This is a genomic window from Paraburkholderia nemoris, assembly GCF_905221015.1.
Taxonomy (GTDB): domain Bacteria; phylum Pseudomonadota; class Gammaproteobacteria; order Burkholderiales; family Burkholderiaceae; genus Paraburkholderia; species Paraburkholderia nemoris.
Genome location: NZ_CAJNBO010000002.1, coordinates 174,567 through 195,401, shown reverse-complemented (window position 1 = coordinate 195,401; position 20,835 = coordinate 174,567). Strand labels below are relative to the sequence as shown.

The 20,835-nt window shown below is 62.6% G+C and carries 19 protein-coding genes; 2 read left to right on the top strand and 17 right to left on the bottom strand.

The genetic code is table 11. From position 1 onward, the window contains the following. Window positions 1-92: 92 nt before the first annotated feature. Window positions 93-434 carry an FKBP-type peptidyl-prolyl cis-trans isomerase gene (locus tag KHO33_RS03560; protein WP_027803023.1) on the top strand — a complete coding sequence of 114 codons (342 nt, stop codon included), beginning with the start codon at window positions 93-95 and terminating at the stop codon, window positions 432-434. 44 nt (window positions 435-478) lie between these two features. Continuing rightward, complete coding sequence (locus tag KHO33_RS03555; protein WP_200561331.1) at window positions 479-1,258, top strand: AraC family transcriptional regulator; 780 nt, start codon at window positions 479-481, stop codon at window positions 1,256-1,258. A 77-nt stretch (window positions 1,259-1,335) separates the two neighbouring features. Here KHO33_RS03555 and KHO33_RS03550 read toward each other — a convergent pair whose 3' ends face one another. The 17 genes from KHO33_RS03550 to leuC all read right to left on the bottom strand — a co-directional run bounded on the left by KHO33_RS03550 (window position 1,336) and on the right by leuC (window position 20,776). Beyond that, entirely contained in the window at window positions 1,336-2,526 is a 1,191-nt protein-coding gene (locus tag KHO33_RS03550; protein ID WP_054034801.1) for an O-succinylhomoserine sulfhydrylase, read from the bottom strand. Between the two features lie 307 nt (window positions 2,527-2,833). Further along, window positions 2,834-4,381, bottom strand: coding sequence for an amidophosphoribosyltransferase (gene purF, locus KHO33_RS03545; RefSeq protein WP_093634948.1), 1,548 nt, complete (start codon window positions 4,379-4,381; stop codon window positions 2,834-2,836). 133 nt (window positions 4,382-4,514) lie between these two features. Continuing rightward, window positions 4,515-5,009, bottom strand: a complete 495-nt coding sequence (locus KHO33_RS03540) for a CvpA family protein (protein ID WP_054034800.1) — start codon at window positions 5,007-5,009, stop codon at window positions 4,515-4,517. A 7-nt stretch (window positions 5,010-5,016) separates the two neighbouring features. Continuing rightward, a complete protein-coding gene (locus tag KHO33_RS03535; RefSeq protein WP_200561329.1) occupies window positions 5,017-5,937 on the bottom strand; it encodes an SPOR domain-containing protein in 921 nt (306 codons plus the stop codon). Between the two features lie 29 nt (window positions 5,938-5,966). Next, a complete protein-coding gene (gene folC, locus KHO33_RS03530) occupies window positions 5,967-7,277 on the bottom strand; it encodes a bifunctional tetrahydrofolate synthase/dihydrofolate synthase (RefSeq protein WP_200561327.1) in 1,311 nt (436 codons plus the stop codon). 146 nt (window positions 7,278-7,423) lie between these two features. Next, complete coding sequence (accD, locus tag KHO33_RS03525; protein ID WP_074289018.1) at window positions 7,424-8,296, bottom strand: acetyl-CoA carboxylase, carboxyltransferase subunit beta; 873 nt, start codon at window positions 8,294-8,296, stop codon at window positions 7,424-7,426. A gap of 81 nt (window positions 8,297-8,377) precedes the next feature. Next, entirely contained in the window at window positions 8,378-9,190 is an 813-nt protein-coding gene (gene trpA / locus KHO33_RS03520) for a tryptophan synthase subunit alpha (protein WP_093634943.1), read from the bottom strand. A gap of 33 nt (window positions 9,191-9,223) precedes the next feature. After that, the gene (locus KHO33_RS03515) at window positions 9,224-10,141 is read right to left on the bottom strand and encodes a DNA-methyltransferase (protein ID WP_200561325.1); all 918 of its coding nucleotides are present in this window, start codon (window positions 10,139-10,141) and stop codon (window positions 9,224-9,226) included. An 11-nt stretch (window positions 10,142-10,152) separates the two neighbouring features. Beyond that, a complete protein-coding gene (gene trpB / locus KHO33_RS03510; protein WP_054034924.1) occupies window positions 10,153-11,346 on the bottom strand; it encodes a tryptophan synthase subunit beta in 1,194 nt (397 codons plus the stop codon). A 60-nt stretch (window positions 11,347-11,406) separates the two neighbouring features. Further along, window positions 11,407-12,120 carry a phosphoribosylanthranilate isomerase gene (locus KHO33_RS03505; RefSeq protein WP_200561323.1) on the bottom strand — a complete coding sequence of 238 codons (714 nt, stop codon included), beginning with the start codon at window positions 12,118-12,120 and terminating at the stop codon, window positions 11,407-11,409. Beyond that, the gene (gene truA / locus KHO33_RS03500) at window positions 12,117-12,929 is read right to left on the bottom strand and encodes a tRNA pseudouridine(38-40) synthase TruA (protein ID WP_200561321.1); all 813 of its coding nucleotides are present in this window, start codon (window positions 12,927-12,929) and stop codon (window positions 12,117-12,119) included. Before truA ends, KHO33_RS03505 begins: the two co-directional genes overlap by 4 nt. Further along, window positions 12,926-15,649 carry a FimV/HubP family polar landmark protein gene (locus KHO33_RS03495; RefSeq protein ID WP_407946158.1) on the bottom strand — a complete coding sequence of 908 codons (2,724 nt, stop codon included), beginning with the start codon at window positions 15,647-15,649 and terminating at the stop codon, window positions 12,926-12,928. Before KHO33_RS03495 ends, truA begins: the two co-directional genes overlap by 4 nt. A gap of 169 nt (window positions 15,650-15,818) precedes the next feature. Continuing rightward, window positions 15,819-16,940 (bottom strand): aspartate-semialdehyde dehydrogenase, encoded by a 1,122-nt coding sequence (gene asd / locus KHO33_RS03490; RefSeq protein ID WP_200561317.1) that lies wholly within the window; start codon window positions 16,938-16,940, stop codon window positions 15,819-15,821. 373 nt (window positions 16,941-17,313) lie between these two features. After that, window positions 17,314-18,381 carry a 3-isopropylmalate dehydrogenase gene (gene leuB / locus KHO33_RS03485; protein WP_200561315.1) on the bottom strand — a complete coding sequence of 356 codons (1,068 nt, stop codon included), beginning with the start codon at window positions 18,379-18,381 and terminating at the stop codon, window positions 17,314-17,316. Window positions 18,382-18,461: 80 nt separating this feature from the next. Next, window positions 18,462-19,115: a 3-isopropylmalate dehydratase small subunit gene (leuD, locus tag KHO33_RS03480; RefSeq protein WP_154557949.1), complete on the bottom strand. Its 654-nt coding sequence runs from the start codon at window positions 19,113-19,115 to the stop codon at window positions 18,462-18,464. Window positions 19,116-19,201: 86 nt separating this feature from the next. Then, the gene (locus KHO33_RS03475; RefSeq protein ID WP_028196115.1) at window positions 19,202-19,360 is read right to left on the bottom strand and encodes an entericidin A/B family lipoprotein; all 159 of its coding nucleotides are present in this window, start codon (window positions 19,358-19,360) and stop codon (window positions 19,202-19,204) included. A 6-nt stretch (window positions 19,361-19,366) separates the two neighbouring features. Next, window positions 19,367-20,776: a 3-isopropylmalate dehydratase large subunit gene (gene leuC / locus KHO33_RS03470; RefSeq protein ID WP_154557951.1), complete on the bottom strand. Its 1,410-nt coding sequence runs from the start codon at window positions 20,774-20,776 to the stop codon at window positions 19,367-19,369. Window positions 20,777-20,835: the final 59 nt, after the last annotated feature.

Genomic DNA, 20,835 nt, shown 5'->3' with positions numbered 1-20,835 from the left:
CGCAAACCACATGCCACACGGCAATCCTCGGCGATGCGAGCCCAACACGCCTACAATGTCGGTTTTTACGTTTTTGATCTAAGGAGCGACACATGTCGACTGTGACTACCGAATCCGGCCTGAAATACGAAGACATCGTTGAAGGCACTGGCGCCGAAGCGGTGGCCGGCAAGACCGTCAGCGTGCACTACACGGGCTGGCTGACCGACGGCCAGAAGTTCGACTCGAGCAAGGACCGCAACGACCCGTTCGCGTTCGTGCTGGGCGGCGGCATGGTCATCAAGGGCTGGGACGAAGGCGTGCAAGGCATGAAGGTCGGCGGCACGCGCAAGCTGACGATCCCGCCGCAACTCGGCTACGGCGTGCGTGGCGCAGGCGGCGTGATTCCGCCGAATGCAACGCTCGTGTTCGAAGTCGAACTGCTCGGCGTCTAAGTTTTTCGCTGCGCTGTTTTGTATTTTGTAATTGGGTTTCACCGATGAGTCACGCCGCCGTCACCGCTCCTAGCGTTTCGTTGCGCCGGTACGGCGCGATCGAAGCGTCGGACGTGCACGACTTTCACCAGGTCGTGCTCGGGCTCGACGGCGCGATGGTGATGGCGGTAGACGGCGTCGCGCATCAGATCGATGCCGGCTCCGCCTGGCTCATACCGGCGGGCGCACGGCACGACTATGCGGGCGTCGGCGAGAACCGGCAGTTGGTGCTGGATCTGCCGGCCACGTCGCTGGCCGTGCCCGAACGTCTGTTCGACCGCGCGCGGGCCGTGACGGTGGATGCCTCGCTCACGCAACTCGTGCATCGGATTGCGGCGCACGCCACAGGCGGTGCGCAAGGCGACGATCTGGATACCCGGCGTTTTCAATGGGATGCAGCCGCCCGACTGGGCGCTGCGTTGGTGGCCGACACCGGCACGGTGGCCGAGGCGCAGGCATCTGGCGCCGGCCTCGACTTCGCGCGTATTGACCGCTGGCTGCGCGCTCATCTGTCGGAGCCACTGCGTATCGCCGACCTGGCCGCCCATTGCGGCTTCGGCATGCGGCGCTTTCATCAGCTTTTTATCGACGCCTTCGGCGAAACGCCGCATCGCTATTTGCAGCGTCTGCGGCTCGATACGTCGCTTGGCCTGCTGTCCGATCCACGCCTGTCGCTCAGCGATATCGCGTTGGAAATCGGCTTCGGCGATCAGAGCGCTTACACGCACGCATTCACGCGGCGTTTCGGGCTGGCGCCCGGCCGATGGCGCGCGTTGCGCCATTGAGTTTGTGCCACCCGCGAGCCGCCTGAAAAGGCGGCCCGCGTTTCCTGCTATTCTCCTGCTGCGCTCGCCTGACGCTATTACCCCGCCAGACCGCGCTCCAGATCACCGCGGATATCGCCGGCGTTTTCCAGTCCCACTGCGAGACGGATCAAACCTTCGCTGATCCCCGCCGCCGCGCGCGCCTCAGGCGTCACACGACCGTGTGTGGTCGTAGCCGGATGCGTGATGGTGGTACGCGTATCGCCGAGGTTTCCGGTGATCGAACAGATCTTCGTGCTGTCGATCACGCGCCAGGCATTCGCGCGCATCTGCTCAGGCGTATCGCCCTTCAGTTCGAACGACAGAATCGCGCCGCCCGCCTTCTGCTGACGCATAGCCAGCGCATGCTGCGGATGCGATTCGAGCCCCGGGTAAAACACGCGGTTCACGGCCGGATGCGTTTCCAGCCAGCGCGCGATTTCGAGCGCGTTCGCCGACTGCTTTTCGACGCGCAGCGACAGCGTTTCCATGCCCTTGAGCAGCACCCATGCGTTGAACGCGGACAAGGTCGGCCCGGCACTGCGCACGAACGGGAACACCTTTTCCATGATGAACTGCTTCGAGCCGACCAGCGCGCCGCCGAGCACACGCCCTTGGCCGTCGAGGAACTTGGTGGCCGAATGCATCACGACGTCCGCGCCGAGCTTCAACGGCTGTTGCAAAGCCGGGCTACAGAAGCAGTTGTCGACCACGAAGATCGCATTGGCCGCCTTCGCGATCTTGCTGATCGCTTCGATATCGGCGACTTCGGTCAGCGGGTTCGACGGCGTTTCGAGGAAGAACATCTTCGTTTCCGGGCGCACGGCGTTTTTCCATGCGTCCAGATTGGTCGGGTCGACGAACGTCGTCGTAATACCGAACTTGCTGAAGATCTGCGAGAACATGCCGAGCGTCGAACCGAACAGCGCCTGCGAGCTCACCAGATGGTCGCCGGCCTGCAAGGTCGACATCACCACCGACATGATCGCGGCCATCCCCGAAGCCGTGGCCATGCACGCCTCGCCGCCTTCAAGCGCGGCCAGACGGTCCTGGAACATCGAGACGGTCGGATTGGTAAAGCGCGAGTAGGTGTAGTTGTCTTCGGAATTCTTGAATTTTTCGGCGGCGTCCGCGGCACTCGCGAAGACGAAGCTCGAGGTCAGGAAAATCGCTTCCGAATGTTCGTTGAAGTCGCTGCGCACTGTGCCCGAGCGGACTGCCAGCGTGTCGAAGTTCAGGGAGTCGTCCATGTTGGTTCTGGTATCCAATGTTCCATGGCTGGGTTCAGCGTCTGCGGCTCACGTTAAACGACGAGCCCAACAACGCCAAACGGCAGCAACAAAAAAGCCCGCTTTTGCGTCGGCATAAGCGGGCTTCATGTGCGGGGGAAAGCTGGAGCGGAGGCGGATGACTGCGGCTTTTCCACCATTCGCTTTAGCTGTTTTGGGTTGCCCCGCGTCCGCAAGCTGAGATCAAATCGACGCAAGCCGTCATGCTAACACGCTCGCGGCGTGGCGTGCAGCGGGCCACGACGCGAGCGCTATCACTCAACCGCACTCAACCAACCGACAACTGCAGATGCAGTTGCGAACGCGACGGGCCGCCCTCGGCCGCTTCGCTCGCGGCGTCGCGATCCGATTGCGAGGACGGTGCGAGACGCGCGGTTTCGATGCGGTCGAGGTACTCGGTGGTCACATCGCCCGTGACGTAGTTGCCGTCGAAGCACGAAGCTTCGAATTCCTTCAGCGCCGGGTTGATATCGCGCACTGCCTGCTTCAGGGCGTCGACGTCCTGATAAACGAGATAATCCGCGCCGATCATGCGCGCAACTTCATCGTCCGTACGGCCATGGGCGACGAGTTCGCCGCGCGTCGGCATATCGATACCGTAGACGTTCGGGTACTTCACCGGCGGCGCCGCCGAAGCGAAGATCACCTTGTTCGCGCCGGCGTCACGCGCCATCTGCACGATTTCGTGCGAGGTGGTGCCGCGCACGATCGAATCGTCGACGATCAGCACGTTCTTGCCCTTGAACTCGATGCCCATGGCGTTCAGCTTCTGGCGCACCGACTTCTTGCGCATCGCCTGGCCCGGCATGATGAAGGTGCGGCCTACGTAGCGGTTCTTGAAGAAGCCCTCGCGATACTCAACACCCAGTTTCTTCGCGACCTGCATCGCGGCCGGACGGGACGAATCGGGAATCGGCATCACGACGTCAATCTCGACATCGGGCAATTCACGTTTGATCTTCTCGGCGAGGTAATCGCCCATGCGCAGACGCACGTTGTAGACCGGCACGCCGTCGAGCACCGAGTCCGGACGCGCGAGGTACACGAGTTCGAAAATGCACGGGTTCAGGCTCGGATTCGTCGCGCATTGCTGCGAGTGCAAATTGCCTTCGAGGTCGATGAAAATGGCTTCACCCGGCGCGATATCGCGCACAAATTCGAAACCGATACCTTCGATCGCAACCGATTCCGACGCCAGGATCCACTCGACGCCTTCCGGTGTTTCCTGCTTGCCGAGACACAGCGGGCGAATGCCGAACGGGTCACGGAAGCCGAGCAAACCGTAGCCGGCAATCAGCGACACGATCGCGTACGAACCCCGCACCCGGCGATGCACGCCCGACACCGCCTTGAACAGCGCCGCCGGATCGAGTTGCAGACTCGAACTGGACAGCTGCAATTCGTGCGCGAGCACGTTGAGCATCACTTCGGTGTCGGAGTTGGTATTGATGTGGCGGCGATCGATGCGGAACATCTCATCTTTCAGTTGCTGCCAGTTGGTCAGATTGCCGTTATGCGCGAGGATGATGCCGAACGGCGCGTTCACGTAGAACGGCTGGGCTTCTTCTTCGCTCGATGCAGAACCGGCGGTCGGGTAGCGGACCTGTCCGATACCAGTGGTGCCGGGCAGGCTGCGCATGTTGCGCGTGCGGAACACGTCGCGCACCATGCCGTTAGCCTTGTGCATGTGGAAGTTGCTGCCGTTCGCTGTCGCGATGCCGGCGGCGTCCTGACCGCGGTGCTGCAGAAGCAGCAGGCTGTCATAGATCAGCTGATTGACCGGAGAATGGGAAACTACGCCTACGATGCCGCACATGGCATGTCCTTCAAAGGTACGAAATTCGTAACGGCGGCCGGTGCCTGCGATGCTGCGCGAGGGTACGCGACTACGTAGAGGCACCGGATTGCGCCGGAGTCCTGCTGCGCTCCTCTAACCGTTCACCTGATCGTCACACGCGGACGTAGGCAGCGAGCGTCTCGGGAAGCAGCGGTTTCATTACGTGCACGCCCTCGACCGCATAGGGCCGAAGCAAGGCGTTGCGCCAGAATTCCTGTTGGGGCAGTTCGGTCAAGCCTGCAAGGGCGACCAGAATCAGCACCAGAACGACCCCGCGCACGAGGCCGAACATCAAACCGAGCGAGCGGTCCACGCCGCTCAAGCCGCTTGCCTGCACGATGCGGCTCAGCAGTGCGTTCAGCACGCTTGCGATCAGCACCACGCCGACCGCTACCAGCGCGAACGCCAGAAGCCACTGGGTCAGCGCGCCGCCCGGCCACGTGGCAGGGATAAACGGCACGACATAACCGACAAAGCGGCAAGCAATGAAAAACGCCGCGATCCAGCCGATCAGCCCGAATATCTCGGACAAAAAGCCGCGCCATGTGCCGCGCAAGGCCGACAAACCGATCACCGCCATTACAGCGTAGTCGAAGGCAGTGAACATCGCTCGCTTACTGTGCAGCGCCGCTGTTCGCGCCCGACGTCAAGCCGGCCTCACGAACCTTCGCAATCGCGGCGCTAGCCGCGGCACGGTCGGCGAACGGACCAGCGCGCAATAGCGTGAGCGTGGAGCCGTCGGCCTGCTTCCGATGTTCGGTATATGCGGGCACACCGGCCGCTTTCAACTTGGTGGCCCAGGTACGGGCATTGGCGTCGTTCGCAAATGCGCCCAGCTGGACGGCGAAACGGCTGCCAGGCGGCGATGCCGGCGTGCCGGAATTGGCGTCCGCGCTTGCGGCGGCCGTATTCGCGCTGTCTTCGCTCGGGGCCGGCGTTTTCGCCGCGCTTTGCGTGGCGGGTGCTTTGGCCGGTTTGGCAGGCGTTTGCGCGACAGGCGCTGCAGGTGCCGTATTGGCGGCAAGGGCGCCAGGAGCTTGCGGTTTCGCGGCCGGTTTGGCGGCGAGCGCTGCGCTCGCCGCCGCGCTCTGCTGTTTCGCGGCGCCGGACTGGCCTTGCAGGGCTGCCGTTGTCGGCGCAAGGCCGGAAGCGGCGAGTGCCGCGTCAGGCGCTGGGTTATCCGGTGCTACGCCAGCCTGCGTGTCTTCGTCGGTCTTGGTAGCGACCTTCGGCGCAGGGCGGCTTGGAATATCGATTGAAATATCATCCGTGACGGGCTTTGGATGCGAATCCAACACCATCGGCAGGATCACCACCGCTGCGACGACCAACGCGACCGCGCCGACGAGTCTGCGCCGCGCACGCTGCTTTTCAGGCAACGTAGGGTCGAGCAGCATCGCATCGGCATCCACGGTGCGCTCCGTGCGGCGGGTTCGCCGCTCCACGCGCTCGCCACGGGCGGCCCGGGTGGAACTGGTGTTTGCGCCACGCCGGTTGGGCGCGTCGTCTTTCTTGCCGAACGAGAAAATTCCCATGAATCGCTTGGTTCGAGCCTGGCGCCCGTTCAGTGTTGCTGCGATTTACGGTAGGCAATTACGCCTGCTACCGTATAGAAACTGCCGAAAACCACGATTCTATCATTCTCTGACGCTCGTTTTAGCGCGTCTTGGAAAGCCTCTGCTGGTGTTGCGTAGCGCGTCACGCTGCTGTCATTGCCGTCGCTCACACCCTGCTCCCGCAAAGCCGCTTCGAGTTCTTCCGCCGAAGCCGCACGCGGGGTCGGCAGATCGGTCACGCACCAGTGGTCGATTTCGCCCTTCAGGTGCGTCAGTACGCCGGCAATATCCTTGTCGCGCATCGCGCCGAACACGGCGTAGGTGTACGGGAAAAAGCCCATGTTGCCGAGGTTTTGCGACAGCACTGCAGCGGCGTGCGGGTTGTGGCCGACGTCAAGCACGATGGCCGGCTTGCCAGGCAGCACCTGGAAACGGCCCGGCAATTCGACGTTAGCGAGGCCAAGCCGGATGTCCTGCGCCGAGACCGGCAAACGGTCGCGCAGCGCTTCAAGACCAGCCAGCGCCGCCGACGTGTTGATCAATTGATTCGCGCCGCGCAATGCCGGATAGGCGAGCGCGGAACGGCGCATGGTCGGGCCCACGTAGCTCCATTGCTGGCGCTCGCTGCCTGCCTGTCCTTCGTAGCGGAAATCGCGGCCGAATAGCCACAACCGGGCGCCGATCTTTTCTGCGTGATCGATCAATGTTTGCGGCGGCACCGGATCGGCGCAGATCGCCGGCTTACCGGGGCGGAAAATGCCGGCCTTTTCGAAGCCGATTTTCTCGCGCGTGTCGCCGAGATACTCGGTGTGATCGATATCGATGCTGGTGATGATCGCGCAGTCCGCGTCGAGGATGTTGACCGCGTCGAGGCGGCCGCCCAGGCCGACTTCGAAGATCACCGCGTCCAGTCCGCGCGAGGCGAACAGGCTCATGATCGCCAGTGTCGTGAATTCGAAGTAAGTCAATGTGATCGGTTCGGCAAGGCTCAACCGCGCGGCTTCGACGGCTTCGAAATGCGGCAGCAGGTCTGCGTCGCTCGCCATTTCGCCGTTCACGCGCGCCCGTTCGTTGAAGGTCAACAGGTGCGGCGACGTGTGGCAGCCAACCGTGAAGCCGGCGCGCAGCAAAATCGATTCGAGAATCGCGCAGGTCGAACCCTTGCCGTTTGTGCCGCCGACCGTAATGATCGGGCACGCGAACGACAACTGCATCGCGTCACGTACCTGGGAGATGCGCCCCAATCCCATGTCGATGCCGACAGGATGCGCGGATTCAAGGTGCGTGAGCCACGCGTCGAGGGTGGGGAATGTGGTCATCGAGCGAATCTTTGCTGCGTTGCGAGATCGTGATTATCCCGGAAATGACAGCGCGCCGCTTGATGACTCTCGCGGCGCGCTATTTTTTGACTGCTTTTCTTGTGGACGTGGCGCCCTGTCAGGCGCGGCCCTATTAATGCGTAGGCTTACGCGACTGCGTCAGCCGGCTGATGGCTCAAGAGCGCCATCAATTGCGCGATTTCTTCACGCAGCTTGCGACGGTCGACGATCATGTCGACCGCGCCCTTCGTCAGCAGGAACTCGGCGCGCTGGAAGCCTTCCGGCAGCTTTTCACGCACGGTTTGTTCGATCACGCGTGGGCCGGCAAAGCCGATCAGCGCCTTCGGCTCGGCGATCACCACGTCGCCCAAGAACGCGAAACTCGCCGACACGCCGCCCATGGTCGGATCAGTCAACACGGAAATGAACGGCAGCTTGGCTTCGGCGAGCTTGGTCAGCATGGCCGTGGTCTTCGCCATCTGCATCAGCGAGAGCAGGCTTTCCTGCATCCGCGCGCCGCCCGAAGCGGTGAAGCAGATAAACGGCACTTTCTGTTCGAGCGCGTTCTGTGCGCCGCGCGCAAAACGTTCGCCGACCACCGAACCCATCGAGCCGCCCATGAACGAGAACTCGAAACACGCGACCACCACCGGCAGCGTGTGGATCGCCCCGCCCATCACGACCATTGCGTCGGTTTCGTCGGTGTCGTCCATCGCCTCTTTCAGGCGGTCCGGGTACTTGCGGCTGTCCTTGAACTTGAGCGCGTCGACCGGCACGATTTCCTGGCCGATTTCGTAGCGGCCTTCCGGATCGAGCAGGCCGTCGAGCCGCTCACGCGCGCCGATGCGCATGTGATGGTCGCACTTCGGGCAAACGTGCAGATTAGCCTCGACGTCATTGCGGTACAGCACGGCTTCGCACGACGGGCACTTGATCCACAGGCCTTCCGGAATCCCCTTGCGGTTCTTCGGGTCGGTTTGTTTGATTTTCGGCGGCAGCAGCTTATCGAGCCAGCTCATATTGAATCCCTCTGGGTCAACCGGTTGCGCAAACGGCGGGACGAACCCGCCGCTCACACTACAGGAGACAAAAAATAACTGTTATCGGGCAGTCGCGACGCTATCGAGCGCCTCGCGCACTTCGGCAATGAAGCGCGTAAGCGTCTCCGCGGCGGCTTCGGGCGCCGCTTGTTCGAGCAATTGCACGATACGGCTGCCGATCACGACGGCATCGGACACTTCAGCCACCGAACGCGCCGTTTGCGCGTCACGGATGCCAAAACCGACGCCCACCGGCAGCGGTACGCGCGACTTGATGGCCGGGATTTTACTCGCGATGCTGGAAACGTCCAGATTTGCCGCGCCGGTCACACCTTTCAGCGACACATAATAGACGTAACCACTGGCGATTTTGCCGACTTCCGCGATGCGCTCATCCGTGGAGGTGGGTGCAAGCAAAAAGATCGGATCGATGCCGGCAGATCGCATCTGTTCAGCGAAGTTGACGCACTCTTCCGGCGGGTAGTCGACAACCAGCACGCCATCCACACCGGCTTCTTTCGCCGCCTTGGCGAACGCTTCAGTGCCCATGCGCTCGATCGGATTGGCGTAGCCCATCAGCACCACCGGCGTCTTGTCGTCGGTTTCGCGGAAGCGCTTCACGTCGGCCAGCACGTGGCGCAGCGACACGCCATGCGCCAGCGCGCGTTCGGACGACTGCTGGATCACCGGGCCGTCGGCCATCGGGTCGGAAAACGGCACGCCGAGTTCGATCACATCGGCGCCGCCGGCGGCGAGCGCGTGCATGAATTCGACCGTGCGCGCCGGATCCGGGTCGCCGGCCGTCATGAACGGAATCAGGCCTTTCTTACCCTGGGCGGACAACGCGGCAAACGTGTTCTTGATACGGGACATGGAATATTCTCGGATTTTTAAGCTACTGCGCGCTTATTGCGCCTCGGTTTGCTGCTCGGCTTTGGCCGCATTCTTGCGGGTTTTGCGAGCGGCAGTGGGCGCCGACGCGGCCGCGCTAACGCGTTCGCGCGCTATCGCGCAGTAACTTTCATTGATCTCATAGCCGACGAATTCGCGCTGCTGCCGGGCGCAAGCGACTGCGGTGGTGCCGCTGCCCATGAACGGGTCGAGCACGCGCCCGCCCTTCGGACAGCTTGCCAGCACCATCCGCTCGACAATTTCCAGAGGCTTCTGGGTCGGATGATCGACACGCTCGGCGTGTTGCCGATGCAGCCGCGATACCGACCAGACATCCTTCGGATTATAGCCAAGCTCCAGCCACTTACTGCCCTCGAACAATTTACGCGAACGCGCCTTCTTCGTGACGGCATCGTACGGGATGCGGACGGGATCGAGATCGAAAAAATAATCTTTCGACACCGCGAAAAAGCCGATGTTGTCATGCACCGAGGTGAACCGGCGAACCGTTCCCCCCATGCTCGGCACACGCCGGTCCCAGATGATTTCGTTGATCATCGTGAGTTTTGTCTTCAGGAAGCTGAAGATTTCCGGCGCGTACTGCCAGGTGCAGAAGATATACAGCGAACCCGACGGCTTGAGCTTCGGAATAGCCAACTCGAGCCAGCCACGCGTCCAGGCGAGGAAATCTTCGCCGGAGCGCATGTCGGAGTCGTTGCCATAATCCTTACCGAGCCCATAAGGCGGATCGCACAGGATCAGGTCAATCGACCCGTCGGGGATGTTCGCTACATCGGTCAGAAAATCGCGGTTCAACAGCCGGATGCCGGCGGGCACCTGCGCTAACAAGGGTGCAGGCGCCTCGGCCGCCACTACCTCGGCGGCCGGGCTGGGTTCAAGCGCCGGTTGCGGCTCGTCGAACTCGTCGCGCATCGTCGCGGCGCTCAGAACTGAATGCCCGATCGCTCAGCGACCGTATGCATGTCCTTGTCGCCGCGGCCCGACAGATTGACCAGAAGGACCTTGTCCTTCGGCAGCGTCGGCGCGAGCTTCGCGGCGTAGGCCAGCGCATGACTGGACTCCAACGCCGGAATAATGCCTTCGATGCGGCAGCAATCGTGGAACGCTTTGAGCGCTTCTTCGTCGGTGATGCTGACATATTGCGCGCGATTGCTGTCTTTTAGCCACGCGTGCTCGGGGCCGACACCCGGATAGTCCAGACCGGCCGAGATGGAATGAGTCTCGATGATCTGACCGTTCTCGTCTTGCAGGAGATACGTGCGGTTACCGTGCAGCACGCCCGGCGTGCCGGCGATCAGCGAGGCTGCGTGCCGGCCGGTTTCGATCCCGTCACCCGCTGGCTCGACGCCGATCAATTGCACCGAAGTGTCTTCAATGTACGGGTAAAAGATACCCATTGCATTCGAACCGCCGCCAACGCACGCAATCACGGCGTCCGGCTGGCGGCCGACCAGTTCGGGCATCTGCACCTTGCACTCGTCGCCGATCACGCGCTGGAAGTCGCGCACCATCATCGGATACGGATGCGGCCCCGCCACCGTGCCGATGATGTAGAAGGTGTTTTCGACGTTGGTCACCCAGTCGCGCATCGCTTCGTTGAGCGCGTCTTTCAACGTGCGCGAGCCGGACGTCACGGGCACGACGGTCGCGCCGAGCAGCTTCATCCGGTAGACGTTAGCCGCCTGGCGGCGCACGTCTTCTTCGCCCATGTAGACCACGCATTCCATGCCGAAGCGCGCCGCGATGGTCGCGGCCGCCACACCGTGCTGGCCCGCGCCCGTTTCCGCGATCACGCGCGGCTTGCCCATGCGCTTTGCGAGCAACGCCTGACCGATCACGTTATTGATCTTGTGAGCGCCAGTGTGATTCAGGTCTTCGCGCTTGAGGAAGACCTGCGCGCCGCCGAGCATTTCGCTCCAGCGTTGTGCGTGATAAATGGGGGACGGACGACCCACGAAATGCTTCAGTTCGCGCTCATATTCGGCGACGAATTCCGGGTCTTTTTGAAATTTCTCATACGCGGCACGCAGCTCGTCGAGTGCGTGAACCAGCGTTTCAGCGACGAACACGCCGCCATACTGGCCGAAATGGCCTCTTTCGTCAGGCAAGTTATACATGGTGATCACTCTTCTCAGTGTGGCGCACGGCTTTCATATGAGAAAACCGCGCCGCCTGAATCATTCAGCGTCCGCTGCGCGCACTGCGCGTACGAACGCCGCCATCCGGGCGTGATCTTTCACGCCCTTGGCGCCCGGCACTTCGATGCCGCTCGAGACATCGACCGCGTACGGGCGCACGCGATGGATCGCATCACTGACGTTTTGCGCGTTCAACCCACCACTCAAAACGGCCCGACGCGCGAGCTCTGCTGGAATAAGTGACCAATCGAAAACCTTCCCGCCGCCGCCATAGCCTTCGACATGGGTGTCGAACAGAAGGCCGCTGGCTGCTGAATAGTTAAGCGCTGATTTTACCAAATCTGCCGGTTGAGTATCCGCCGCGACTCGCAAAGCGCGCAACCAAGGCAAACCCGCAACGCTGGCGAGGGATTCGCACTGCTCCGCGGTTTCGTCGCCGTGGAACTGCAGCAGCGTAAGCCCGACATTGCTGGCGACTTCGCGGATCCAGTCCGGCGTTGCGTTCACGAACAAGCCGACTACCGACACGAACGGCGGCACGTCATGTACCAGCTCGACGGCTTGCGCGACGCTCACCGAACGCGGGCTCGGCGGATAGAACACGAGGCCGATCGCGTCGGCGCCGAGGTCGATCGCCAGCGACACGTCCTCCGGCTTCGACAGGCCGCACAGCTTGATACGCGTGCGATGCGGCGCGGCATGCTGTTGCGCGCCAGCGTTTGCTTCGGCTGCCAGATTTTCAGTTGATTTCATGTTTGTGCTTGCTCGGTCCATACCGTACTCCATGGCACGCTGCCGATCTGCGGTGCGGGCACGGCGAAATGCTCAGGATAGCCCACCTGCGCCAGGTACAGGCCGTCAGGCATGAAGGTCGGCGCGGCACAGTCGCGATCGCGGCTGGCGAGAACCTCGACCATCCATTCGGCCGGATGGCGTCCCCGGCCAATATCGACGAGACAGCCCATCAGGTTACGCACCATGTGATGCAGGAATGCGTTTGCCCGAAAGCGGAAATGAATGAAGTCGCCCTGTTGCCGCATGTCGATCTGATACAGATGTTTGACCGGCGTTTTCGCCTGGCATTGCGACGAACGGAATGCCGAAAAATCGTGTTCGCCGATCAGATGGGCGGCGGCGGCCCGCATGGCGCCGACGTCGAGCGGCGTGTGTACCCAGCCGGCCCGCGTATCCTGCATTGGCGAGCGGAACGGATGGACGTACAGGACGTAGTAATAGGTCCGTTCGAACGCCGAAAAACGCGCGTGGAATTCGTCGGGCATCGGCTTGGCCCATTGCACGGCGATCGTCTTCGGTAGGAAGGCGTTGGTGCCGCGAATCCACGAAAAGTCCGTGCGATCGAGTTCAGTGTCGAAGTGCACGACCTGGCCCAAGCCGTGCACGCCGGTATCGGTGCGCCCAGCCACAACGGTTTGCACAGGCGTTTGCGCGAACTCGCGCAACGCCCGTTCGAGCTCATCCTGCACGGTCTTGCCGTGCGGCTGCGACTGCCAGCCGCAGAATGCCGAGCCGTCGTACTGGACGCCTAATGCAATACGCTTCACGACAACGGCGCGAGCGTCGAGAGCAGCGCGCGAGCCTCGGTGCGCGTGGCCGGATCGTTCGCTTCGATCACTTCGTTGATGAGCGTGCGCGCGCCAGACAGATCACCGAGGTCGATATATTCGGCGGCCAGATCGAGCTTGTTGCGGGCGATGCGGCTCAGATCGGCGCGCGTGAAGGCCGGCAACGGCTGCGCTGGACTCGGCGGCAGCTCCAGGTCGAAATCGAGCTTCAGCGCGCCAAAGCCGGCCGCGCCCAGGCCCGCGACGGCTGCATGGCCTGCGGTACCGGCGGTGATTTCGTCAGCGACATGCGGGAAGTCGTCCGGATCGTGCGGCGCCACAGCTTGCTGCGCCGTGGTTTCCGGGGAGGCAACCGGTGGTGTCGCCAGCGATCCGAGTACGCTCACCGCTGCGTCGTCGGTCGATTCGACGCGCGGCGGCAATGGCATGTTCAGACTGCTGAAGGCATCGAGGGCATCGCGCGGGAACTCGGTTGGCACGGATAGCGCGGGCTGAACTGGCGTGATGGGTGCCGGTTCGAAATTCGGTGCGCCATCGGGCGTCGCGGGTTCGGCGTGCTGATGTGACTGCGGTTGCGGTTCGTAAGACGGTTGATGCGTCGGTTCGACGTGAGCGGCGTCCTGTTGGGCCGTGGGTACTGCCGGCGCAGAGGTATCGGGCACCGGATGCGCCGACGTCTCGCCGTGCAGCTGGCCGAACGGCGAAGTCGTGTGCGGTTCGGCCTGCTGCCGCGTGAAGTCGATGACCGGCGGCGGGGTGTCCTGATGGCTCCGCGACTCTGCAAGCGACTCATTCGTCGGCTCTGCCAGCGGCGTGGCCGACGCGCTCGATGCCGGTTCGTCGTCCCATTGCAGACGGTGCGGAGGCGCCTCTTGCTGGAAGTTCTCGTCGACCGGTTCAAGCGGCGTCAGCGGCAATGCTTCAGCACCGAGTTCCGCGGCGGCTGCGAGACTCGCAGCCGTGGTTGCCCCGTCGAGGTTTTCGTGATGGGCCGAGGGAAGAGGTTCAAACGTGAGGCCGCTCTGGCCGATCGTTTCGGTGTCCGGGCTCGGTTGCGCGGCTTCGAACGGCGCGGGCGCCCGGTGGATTTCCTGCGATGCGTGTTGGGACGCATCGTGGTCTTGTGCTGGCGAACCTGCGTGTGGTTGGTGGGTAGCGGCTTCGTGTTCTGCTGCGGCGCGTTGCGCCGCGTCATGATCTACTGCCGCACGCGCAGCCGCGGCTTGGTCTGCCTCCGCGCGTTCGGCTTCGGTGCGCTCCGCAGCAGCAGGTGACGCAGCTGCGCGTTCGGCTTCTACCTTTTCTACCGCAGCGCGGTCCGCTTCTGCACGTTCCGCCGCCAGGCGTTCGGTTGCCGCGCGCTCTGCATTTTCTCGTTCTGCTGCCTCATGCACAGCCGCTTCACGCGCCGCCGCCGCGCGAATTTCCGCTTCGCGCTCCGCTGCCACGCGTTCCGCCACTTCTCGCGCTGCCGCTTCATCCCCTGCGGTCGCGTGGTCAGCCGGCGCCAATGCCGTTGCATGCCCTGCTGCCGCTTCGCCGCTTACGTCCGATGCTTCGCGCGTCGAATCGACATCCTGCGATGCAGCCTCTCGCGCGGAAGCCGCCGCAGCGTCCTCCGCCAGCGAGCCGCCTGCCGCGGCAACAGCGGTGCGCTTACGCCGACCCAGACGCAACGCCGCCAGCAACACAACCAACGCCGCGCCGATCGCCGCCGCGATGCTCAAATTCGTCTGCGAAATGCCGGCGTCAGTCGACGCGGCAACCGTCGCGGCGCCATGACCGGAAACGGCTGCTGCAGACGAAACGCCGACGGCCGGTTGCGCACCGTTTGTAGCAGGCGCGACCGTCGCGGTTGGCGTACCACCGATGCCATGTTTCTGCAGTTCCATCAGCACGCGGTTTTTCAGCGCAAGCAGTTGCTGCAAGCTCGAAACCTGCGCACGCGGTTGCGATGCCGGTTGTACGGTGGCCGTCGCTGCTGCTGTGGCAGCCGCCGACGCCCCTTCGGCAGCCTCACTGGCCGAGGGCTGGATCGCGCCCGACCAGACATGCGCGCCGCTGGCCGGCACGGCCTGCGACCCTGCTACGGGGGCCGCGCCGGCCGCTGCCGAGCTACCCGGCATCGCCGAGCTAGCTTCAGCCGTCGAACTGGCCGTCCCTGAAACCGCAGGCGTGGCAGCCTGAGCCGCAGCGCTTGCCGCGCTCGCTGCGGCGGCATTGACCTGTGCCACACCGCTCGCTGCGCCGACAGCAGCACCAACCGCCGCCGCGTTCGACGCGGAAGCCGGCGCAGCCGTAGCAGCCGATGACGCGGCAGACGCAGACCCCGCAACCGGCGCAGAAGCCGCCGGGGCGCCAGTCGCATCCAGCGCCGGGATCGTCAACAGCGCGCCGACGCGCATCCGGCTCGGATCATGACTCATGAAGGCATTCGGATTCGCATCGAACAGCGCGCGCGAAGCGCGTGCGAGCGTCCCCTTGTCGTGCGATTGCGTCACGGCAATCGCCACGTCGTTCAACGACTGCCCGGGCCGCACCGTATATTGACTCCCGGCGGCGTAAGAAACGGAAGCGCCCTCGGGCGCGCTCGCGGCGTCGCCGGGCGCTGCCACCGCGCTGCCCACACCGGCGCCCGCCAGCGCGAACGCCAATGCGGCCACGGCCGTCAGCCGGCCCGTACCTGGATGCATAGACATAGCCCGAAGGGAAGAGAGTCGAAGGTTCATCGGGACTCCAGGCGCGTCAGCGCGCAGCCCTTTTTTGCGGTTGGAAAGAGACAAGATAATCGGAGCACACAATGAAAAAAGCGCCGCGCAAGCGCGACGCTTTTTGAGTTTTCTACGCGTCGTGAGCGCGTAGTTTACTTTACTTGTCGAGCACAATGCGAAGCATGCGACGCAGCGGTTCTGCCGCGCCCCACAGCAGCTGATCGCCGACCGTGAAGGCCGACAGATATTCGCCGCCCATCGCCAGTTTGCGCACACGGCCAACTGGCACCGTCAACGTGCCCGTCACCACCGCCGGGGACAGATCGCGCATCGACGCATCGCGTTCGTTCGGCACAACCTTGACCCAGTCGTTGCCCGACGCGAGGATGTTGTTCACTTCGTCCAGCGGCACATCCTTGTTCAGCTTGATGGTCAGCGCCTGCGAGTGGCAACGCATTGCGCCGATCCGCACGCACAGACCGTCCACGGGAATCGAACCCGGCGTGCCCATAGCCGGCTTGCCCAGAATCTTGTTGGTTTCCGCGCCGCCCTTCCACTCTTCCTTCGACATGCCGTTGCCGAGATCCTTGTCGATCCACGGAATCAGCGAGCCGGCCAGCGGAACACCGAAGTTGTCGGTCGGCATACGGTCGCTGTTCATGGCGCTCAGCACGCGGCGGTCGATGTCGAGAATCGCCGACGACGGATCCGCCAGGTCTTCCTTGGCAGCGCCGTATAGCGTGCCCATTTGCTGCAGCAGTTCGCGCATGTTCTGCGCGCCCGCGCCCGAAGCGGCCTGATACGTCATGGCCGTCATCCAGTCGACGAGGTTTTCGCGGAACAGGCCGCCCAGCGCCATCAGCATCAGGCTGACCGTGCAGTTGCCGCCGATGAAATTCTTCTGACCCTTGACCAGCGCGTTCTTGATCACGTCGAGGTTGACCGGATCGAGAATGATGACCGCGTCATCCTTCATGCGCAGCGACGAAGCCGCGTCGATCCAGTAGCCGTTCCAGCCCGCTGCGCGCAGCTTCGGGAACACTTCATTCGTGTAATCGCCGCCCTGGCAGGAGATGATCGCTTCGCACTTCTTCAGGTCTTCGATGCTTGTCGCATCTTTGAGCTTGGTCTCGTTTTTGGCGAACGACGGCGCGTTGCCGCCCGCGTTGCTGGTGCTGAAAAACACCGGTTCGATCAAGTCGAAATCGCCTTCCTGTTGCATACGTTGCATCAGGACGCTGCCGACCATACCGCGCCAACCTACGAGACCTACGTTCATGACTTCATACCCTTCGAATGGAAACTTCCCCGCATCTTTGCCCGCAGTGACCGCGCGGGGAAGATGAGCGGGCACGACGGACGATCAGCGTTTCGTGATCGTTTTCGGGGTAATCGCTTTTGTGGTGGTAATGGCGAACTCAACCACACGGGCCGTTTCGCCGTGCAGTTTCGAAATCGAGGAGATTTGAGCTATGTGCGCCATCGCTACAATATACACGAAAACCGGAATCTGGCGACGTGATCGTCTGCCGCTATCGTCCGTATTACGCGCGAATCGGCCTGTTTTGAGGCCAATTCGCGTTTTAAAGGCCGCTTTGAAGACTGTTTAGCGGCCTAACTGCCACGTTTACCACTTACTGCCTGAAGGGCTCTTACAGCGCGGCGACGACCGCGTCGCCCATCGCCACGGTGCCGACCTGCTTGCAACCCGGCGTCAGAATATCGCCGGTGCGGAGACCCTGTTCCAGCACCTTCTTCACCGCGTTTTCGATGCGATCCGCCTGTTCCGCCTTGTTCAGCGAATAGCGCAGCATCATCGCGGCCGACAGAATCGTGGCCAACGGATTCGCCACGCCCTTGCCGGCGATATCCGGCGCGGAACCGTGCGACGGCTCGTACAAGCCCTTGTTGTTTTTGTCGAGCGATGCCGACGGCAGCATGCCGATCGAGCCCGTCAGCATCGCGGCTTCATCCGACAGAATGTCGCCGAACATGTTGCCGGTCACAACCACGTCGAACGCCTTCGGCGCCTTGACCAGTTGCATCGCCGCGTTGTCCACGTACATGTGCGACAGCTCGACGTCAGCGTATTCCTTCGACACGTCGATCATCACGTCGCGCCAGAACTGCGACGTTTCGAGCACATTGGCCTTATCCACGCTCGTCAGTTTCTTCTGACGTTTTTGCGCCGCTTGAAACGCGACGTGCGCAATGCGGCGCACTTCGGGTTCCGAATAACGCATCGTGTCGAAGCCTTCCTTCGCCCCTTCGAACAGCCCATCCGGCGACGAACGCACGCCGCGCGGCGCGCCGAAGTAGATGTCGCCGTTCAGTTCGCGCACGATCAGGATGTCGAGACCCGAAACGATCTCTTCCTTCAACGAGGAAGCGCCCGTGAGTTGCGGATAGCAGATTGCCGGACGGAAGTTCGCGAACAGTTGCAGGTGCTTGCGCAGACCGAGAATCGCCTGCTCCGGACGCAGCGCACGTTCGAGCGAGTCGTACTTCCAGTCGCCAACGGCGCCGAACAGGATCGCATCGGCTTCTTTCGCCAACGCCAGCGTCGAATCAGGCAGCGGATGGCCCTTCGCTTCGTAACCCGCGCCGCCAACCGGCGCTTCTTCGAGTTCGAACTTTTCGCCGAGCACGTTCAGGACCTTGACGGCCTCATTGACGATTTCGGGACCGATGCCGTCGCCCGGCAAGACTGCGATCTTCATGCGAGTTTCCTTGATGATTTTCTTCGAGACTTTTCTAAGCGTGAATCAGCGAGCCGCTGGGCCCTCAGGCCTGCAAGCCTTTATCCGACGATGCGGTGATTCAGCCACGGCTGCTTCGCGATCCGCTCGGCTTCGAACTGGCGAATCTTGTCCGCGTGACGCAGCGTGAGGCCGATATCGTCGAAGCCATTCAGCAGGCAGTACTTGCGGAACGCTGCCACTTCGAACGGATATTCGGCGCTACCGTCCGACGTGCGCACGACTTGCGCTTCCAGGTCGACGGTCAGCTTGAAGCCGTTGAACGCATAGGTTTCGTTGAACAGGTGATCGACTTGCTGTTCGGTCAGCACGATCGGCAGCACGCCGTTCTTGAAGCAGTTGTTGTAGAAAATATCGGCAAAGCTCGGCGCAATGATCGCGCGGAAACCATACTGCTCCAACGCCCACGGCGCGTGCTCACGCGAGCTGCCGCAACCGAAGTTCTTGCGCGCCAACAGCACCGAAGCGCCCTGATAGCGCGGCTGATTCAGCACGAAATCCGGGTTCAGCGGACGCTTCGAGTTGTCCTGACCCGGCTCGCCGTGGTCGAGGTAGCGCCATTCGTCGAACGCGTTCGGACCGAAACCCGTGCGCTTGATCGACTTCAGGAATTGCTTCGGAATGATCGCGTCCGTGTCGACGTTCTCACGATCGAGCGGCGCCACGACGCCGGTGTGTACGATGAATTTATCCATGACGCTTGCGCCTGTTTCAAGACCGGGCGATGCGCGTGACGGCCGGAAAGCCGCCCGCCGCATCGCCGGCAAAAATCAAAAACCGCTTATTTGTCAGCGTGATTGCTGATCGAATTGCCGAGGTGCGACATGTCCTCGCCAAATCCGTGCACCGTGTTGCAGCCGGCCAGACCGAGCAATAGCCCAGCCAGGGTACCGAGTGCGAAACGCCGCAAAAGAGTGGTGCGATTCATGTTCTTCATCATGCGTGTTTATCCAAGCTTGCGAATATCGACGAAATGCCCTTCGATAGCCGCTGCGGCAGCCATCGCGGGGCTCACGAGGTGGGTACGGCCACCGGCGCCCTGACGACCTTCGAAATTACGATTCGACGTGGATGCGCAACGCTCGCCCGGATCCAACCGGTCGGCGTTCATTGCGAGACACATCGAGCAACCGGGCTCACGCCATTCGAAACCGGCATCCGTAAAGACCTTGTCGAGGCCTTCGCGTTCCGCTTGCGCCTTCACCAGACCCGAACCCGGCACGACCATGGCCAGACGGATGTTCGGTGCGACGCGGCGGCCGAGTTTCTTCACGACGTATGCCGCAGCGCGAATGTCTTCAATGCGCGCGTTGGTGCACGACCCAATGAAGATTTTATCCGGCTTGATGGATTCGATCGGCGCATTCGGTTCGAGCGCCATGTACTTCAGCGCGCGCTCCATTGCATCGCGCTTGACCGGGTCTTTTTCGCGCTCCGGATCCGGCACGCGGCCGTCCACGGCCGTGACCATTTCCGGCGACGTGCCCCACGTGACTTGCGGCACGATTTCCGCAGCGTTCAGCTCTACCACGCGGTCGAATTGCGCGCCTTCGTCTGACTTGAACTGCTTCCAGTACTCGACCGCGTGATCCCACTCGACGCCTGCCGGCGAGAAGGGACGGCCCTTCAGGTACTCGATGGTGGTGTCGTCCACAGCGACCATGCCGGCGCGCGCGCCTGCTTCAATCGCCATGTTGCAGACCGTCATACGGCCTTCCATGGACAGCGCGCGAATCGTCGAACCGCCGAATTCGATCGCATAGCCCGTGCCGCCTGCCGTGCCGATCTTGCCGATGATCGCGAGCACGATGTCTTTCGCGGTACAGCCGCGTGGCAACGGGCCTTCGACCTTCACCAGCATGTTCTTGCTCTTCTTCTGCAAGAGCGTTTGCGTAGCCAGCACGTGCTCGACTTCGGAGGTGCCGATGCCGTGCGCGAGCGCGCCGAACGCGCCGTGCGTGGACGTGTGCGAGTCGCCGCAGACAATGGTCATGCCCGGCAGCGTGGCGCCCTGCTCCGGCCCGATGATGTGCACGATGCCCTGACGCAGGTCGTTCATCTTGAACTGCGTGATGCCGTAGGCGTCGCAGTTCGTGTCGAGCGTGTCGACTTGCAGCTTGGAGACCGGATCGGCAATGCCGTGGCTGCGATCCGTGGTGGGGACGTTGTGGTCCGACACCGCCAGATTCGCGCTGATACGCCACACCGGACGCTCAGCCAGCTTCAGGCCCTCGAACGCCTGAGGGCTGGTGACTTCGTGCAGCAGGTGACGGTCGATATAGAGAATCGTCGTACCGTCTTCTTCCGTGTGGACCACGTGTGTGTTCCACAATTTATCGTAGAGAGTCTGTGCCATGGTATGCGGGGTAGTAATGACTGCGGGCTGACTGTGTCGGTCGATTATGCCATGCAGAA

Excerpts from the sequence above, each read along its gene's own strand:
- KHO33_RS03560 (WP_027803023.1), top strand. The coding sequence starts at position 93 with ATGTCGACTGTGACTACCGAATCCGGCCTGAAATACGAAGACATCGTT.
- KHO33_RS03555 (WP_200561331.1), top strand. The coding sequence starts at position 479 with ATGAGTCACGCCGCCGTCACCGCTCCTAGCGTTTCGTTGCGCCGGTAC.
- KHO33_RS03550 (WP_054034801.1), bottom strand. The coding sequence starts at position 2,526 with ATGGACGACTCCCTGAACTTCGACACGCTGGCAGTCCGCTCGGGCACA.
- purF (WP_093634948.1), bottom strand. The coding sequence starts at position 4,381 with ATGTGCGGCATCGTAGGCGTAGTTTCCCATTCTCCGGTCAATCAGCTG.
- KHO33_RS03540 (WP_054034800.1), bottom strand. The coding sequence starts at position 5,009 with ATGTTCACTGCCTTCGACTACGCTGTAATGGCGGTGATCGGTTTGTCG.
- KHO33_RS03535 (WP_200561329.1), bottom strand. The coding sequence starts at position 5,937 with ATGGGAATTTTCTCGTTCGGCAAGAAAGACGACGCGCCCAACCGGCGT.
- folC (WP_200561327.1), bottom strand. The coding sequence starts at position 7,277 with ATGACCACATTCCCCACCCTCGACGCGTGGCTCACGCACCTTGAATCC.
- accD (WP_074289018.1), bottom strand. The coding sequence starts at position 8,296 with ATGAGCTGGCTCGATAAGCTGCTGCCGCCGAAAATCAAACAAACCGAC.
- trpA (WP_093634943.1), bottom strand. The coding sequence starts at position 9,190 with ATGTCCCGTATCAAGAACACGTTTGCCGCGTTGTCCGCCCAGGGTAAG.
- KHO33_RS03515 (WP_200561325.1), bottom strand. The coding sequence starts at position 10,141 with ATGCGCGACGAGTTCGACGAGCCGCAACCGGCGCTTGAACCCAGCCCG.
- trpB (WP_054034924.1), bottom strand. The coding sequence starts at position 11,346 with ATGTATAACTTGCCTGACGAAAGAGGCCATTTCGGCCAGTATGGCGGC.
- KHO33_RS03505 (WP_200561323.1), bottom strand. The coding sequence starts at position 12,120 with ATGAAATCAACTGAAAATCTGGCAGCCGAAGCAAACGCTGGCGCGCAA.
- KHO33_RS03495 (WP_407946158.1), bottom strand. The coding sequence starts at position 15,649 with ATGTCTATGCATCCAGGTACGGGCCGGCTGACGGCCGTGGCCGCATTG.
- asd (WP_200561317.1), bottom strand. The coding sequence starts at position 16,940 with ATGAACGTAGGTCTCGTAGGTTGGCGCGGTATGGTCGGCAGCGTCCTG.
- leuB (WP_200561315.1), bottom strand. The coding sequence starts at position 18,381 with ATGAAGATCGCAGTCTTGCCGGGCGACGGCATCGGTCCCGAAATCGTC.
- leuD (WP_154557949.1), bottom strand. The coding sequence starts at position 19,115 with ATGGATAAATTCATCGTACACACCGGCGTCGTGGCGCCGCTCGATCGT.
- KHO33_RS03475 (WP_028196115.1), bottom strand. The coding sequence starts at position 19,360 with ATGATGAAGAACATGAATCGCACCACTCTTTTGCGGCGTTTCGCACTC.
- leuC (WP_154557951.1), bottom strand. The coding sequence starts at position 20,776 with ATGGCACAGACTCTCTACGATAAATTGTGGAACACACACGTGGTCCAC.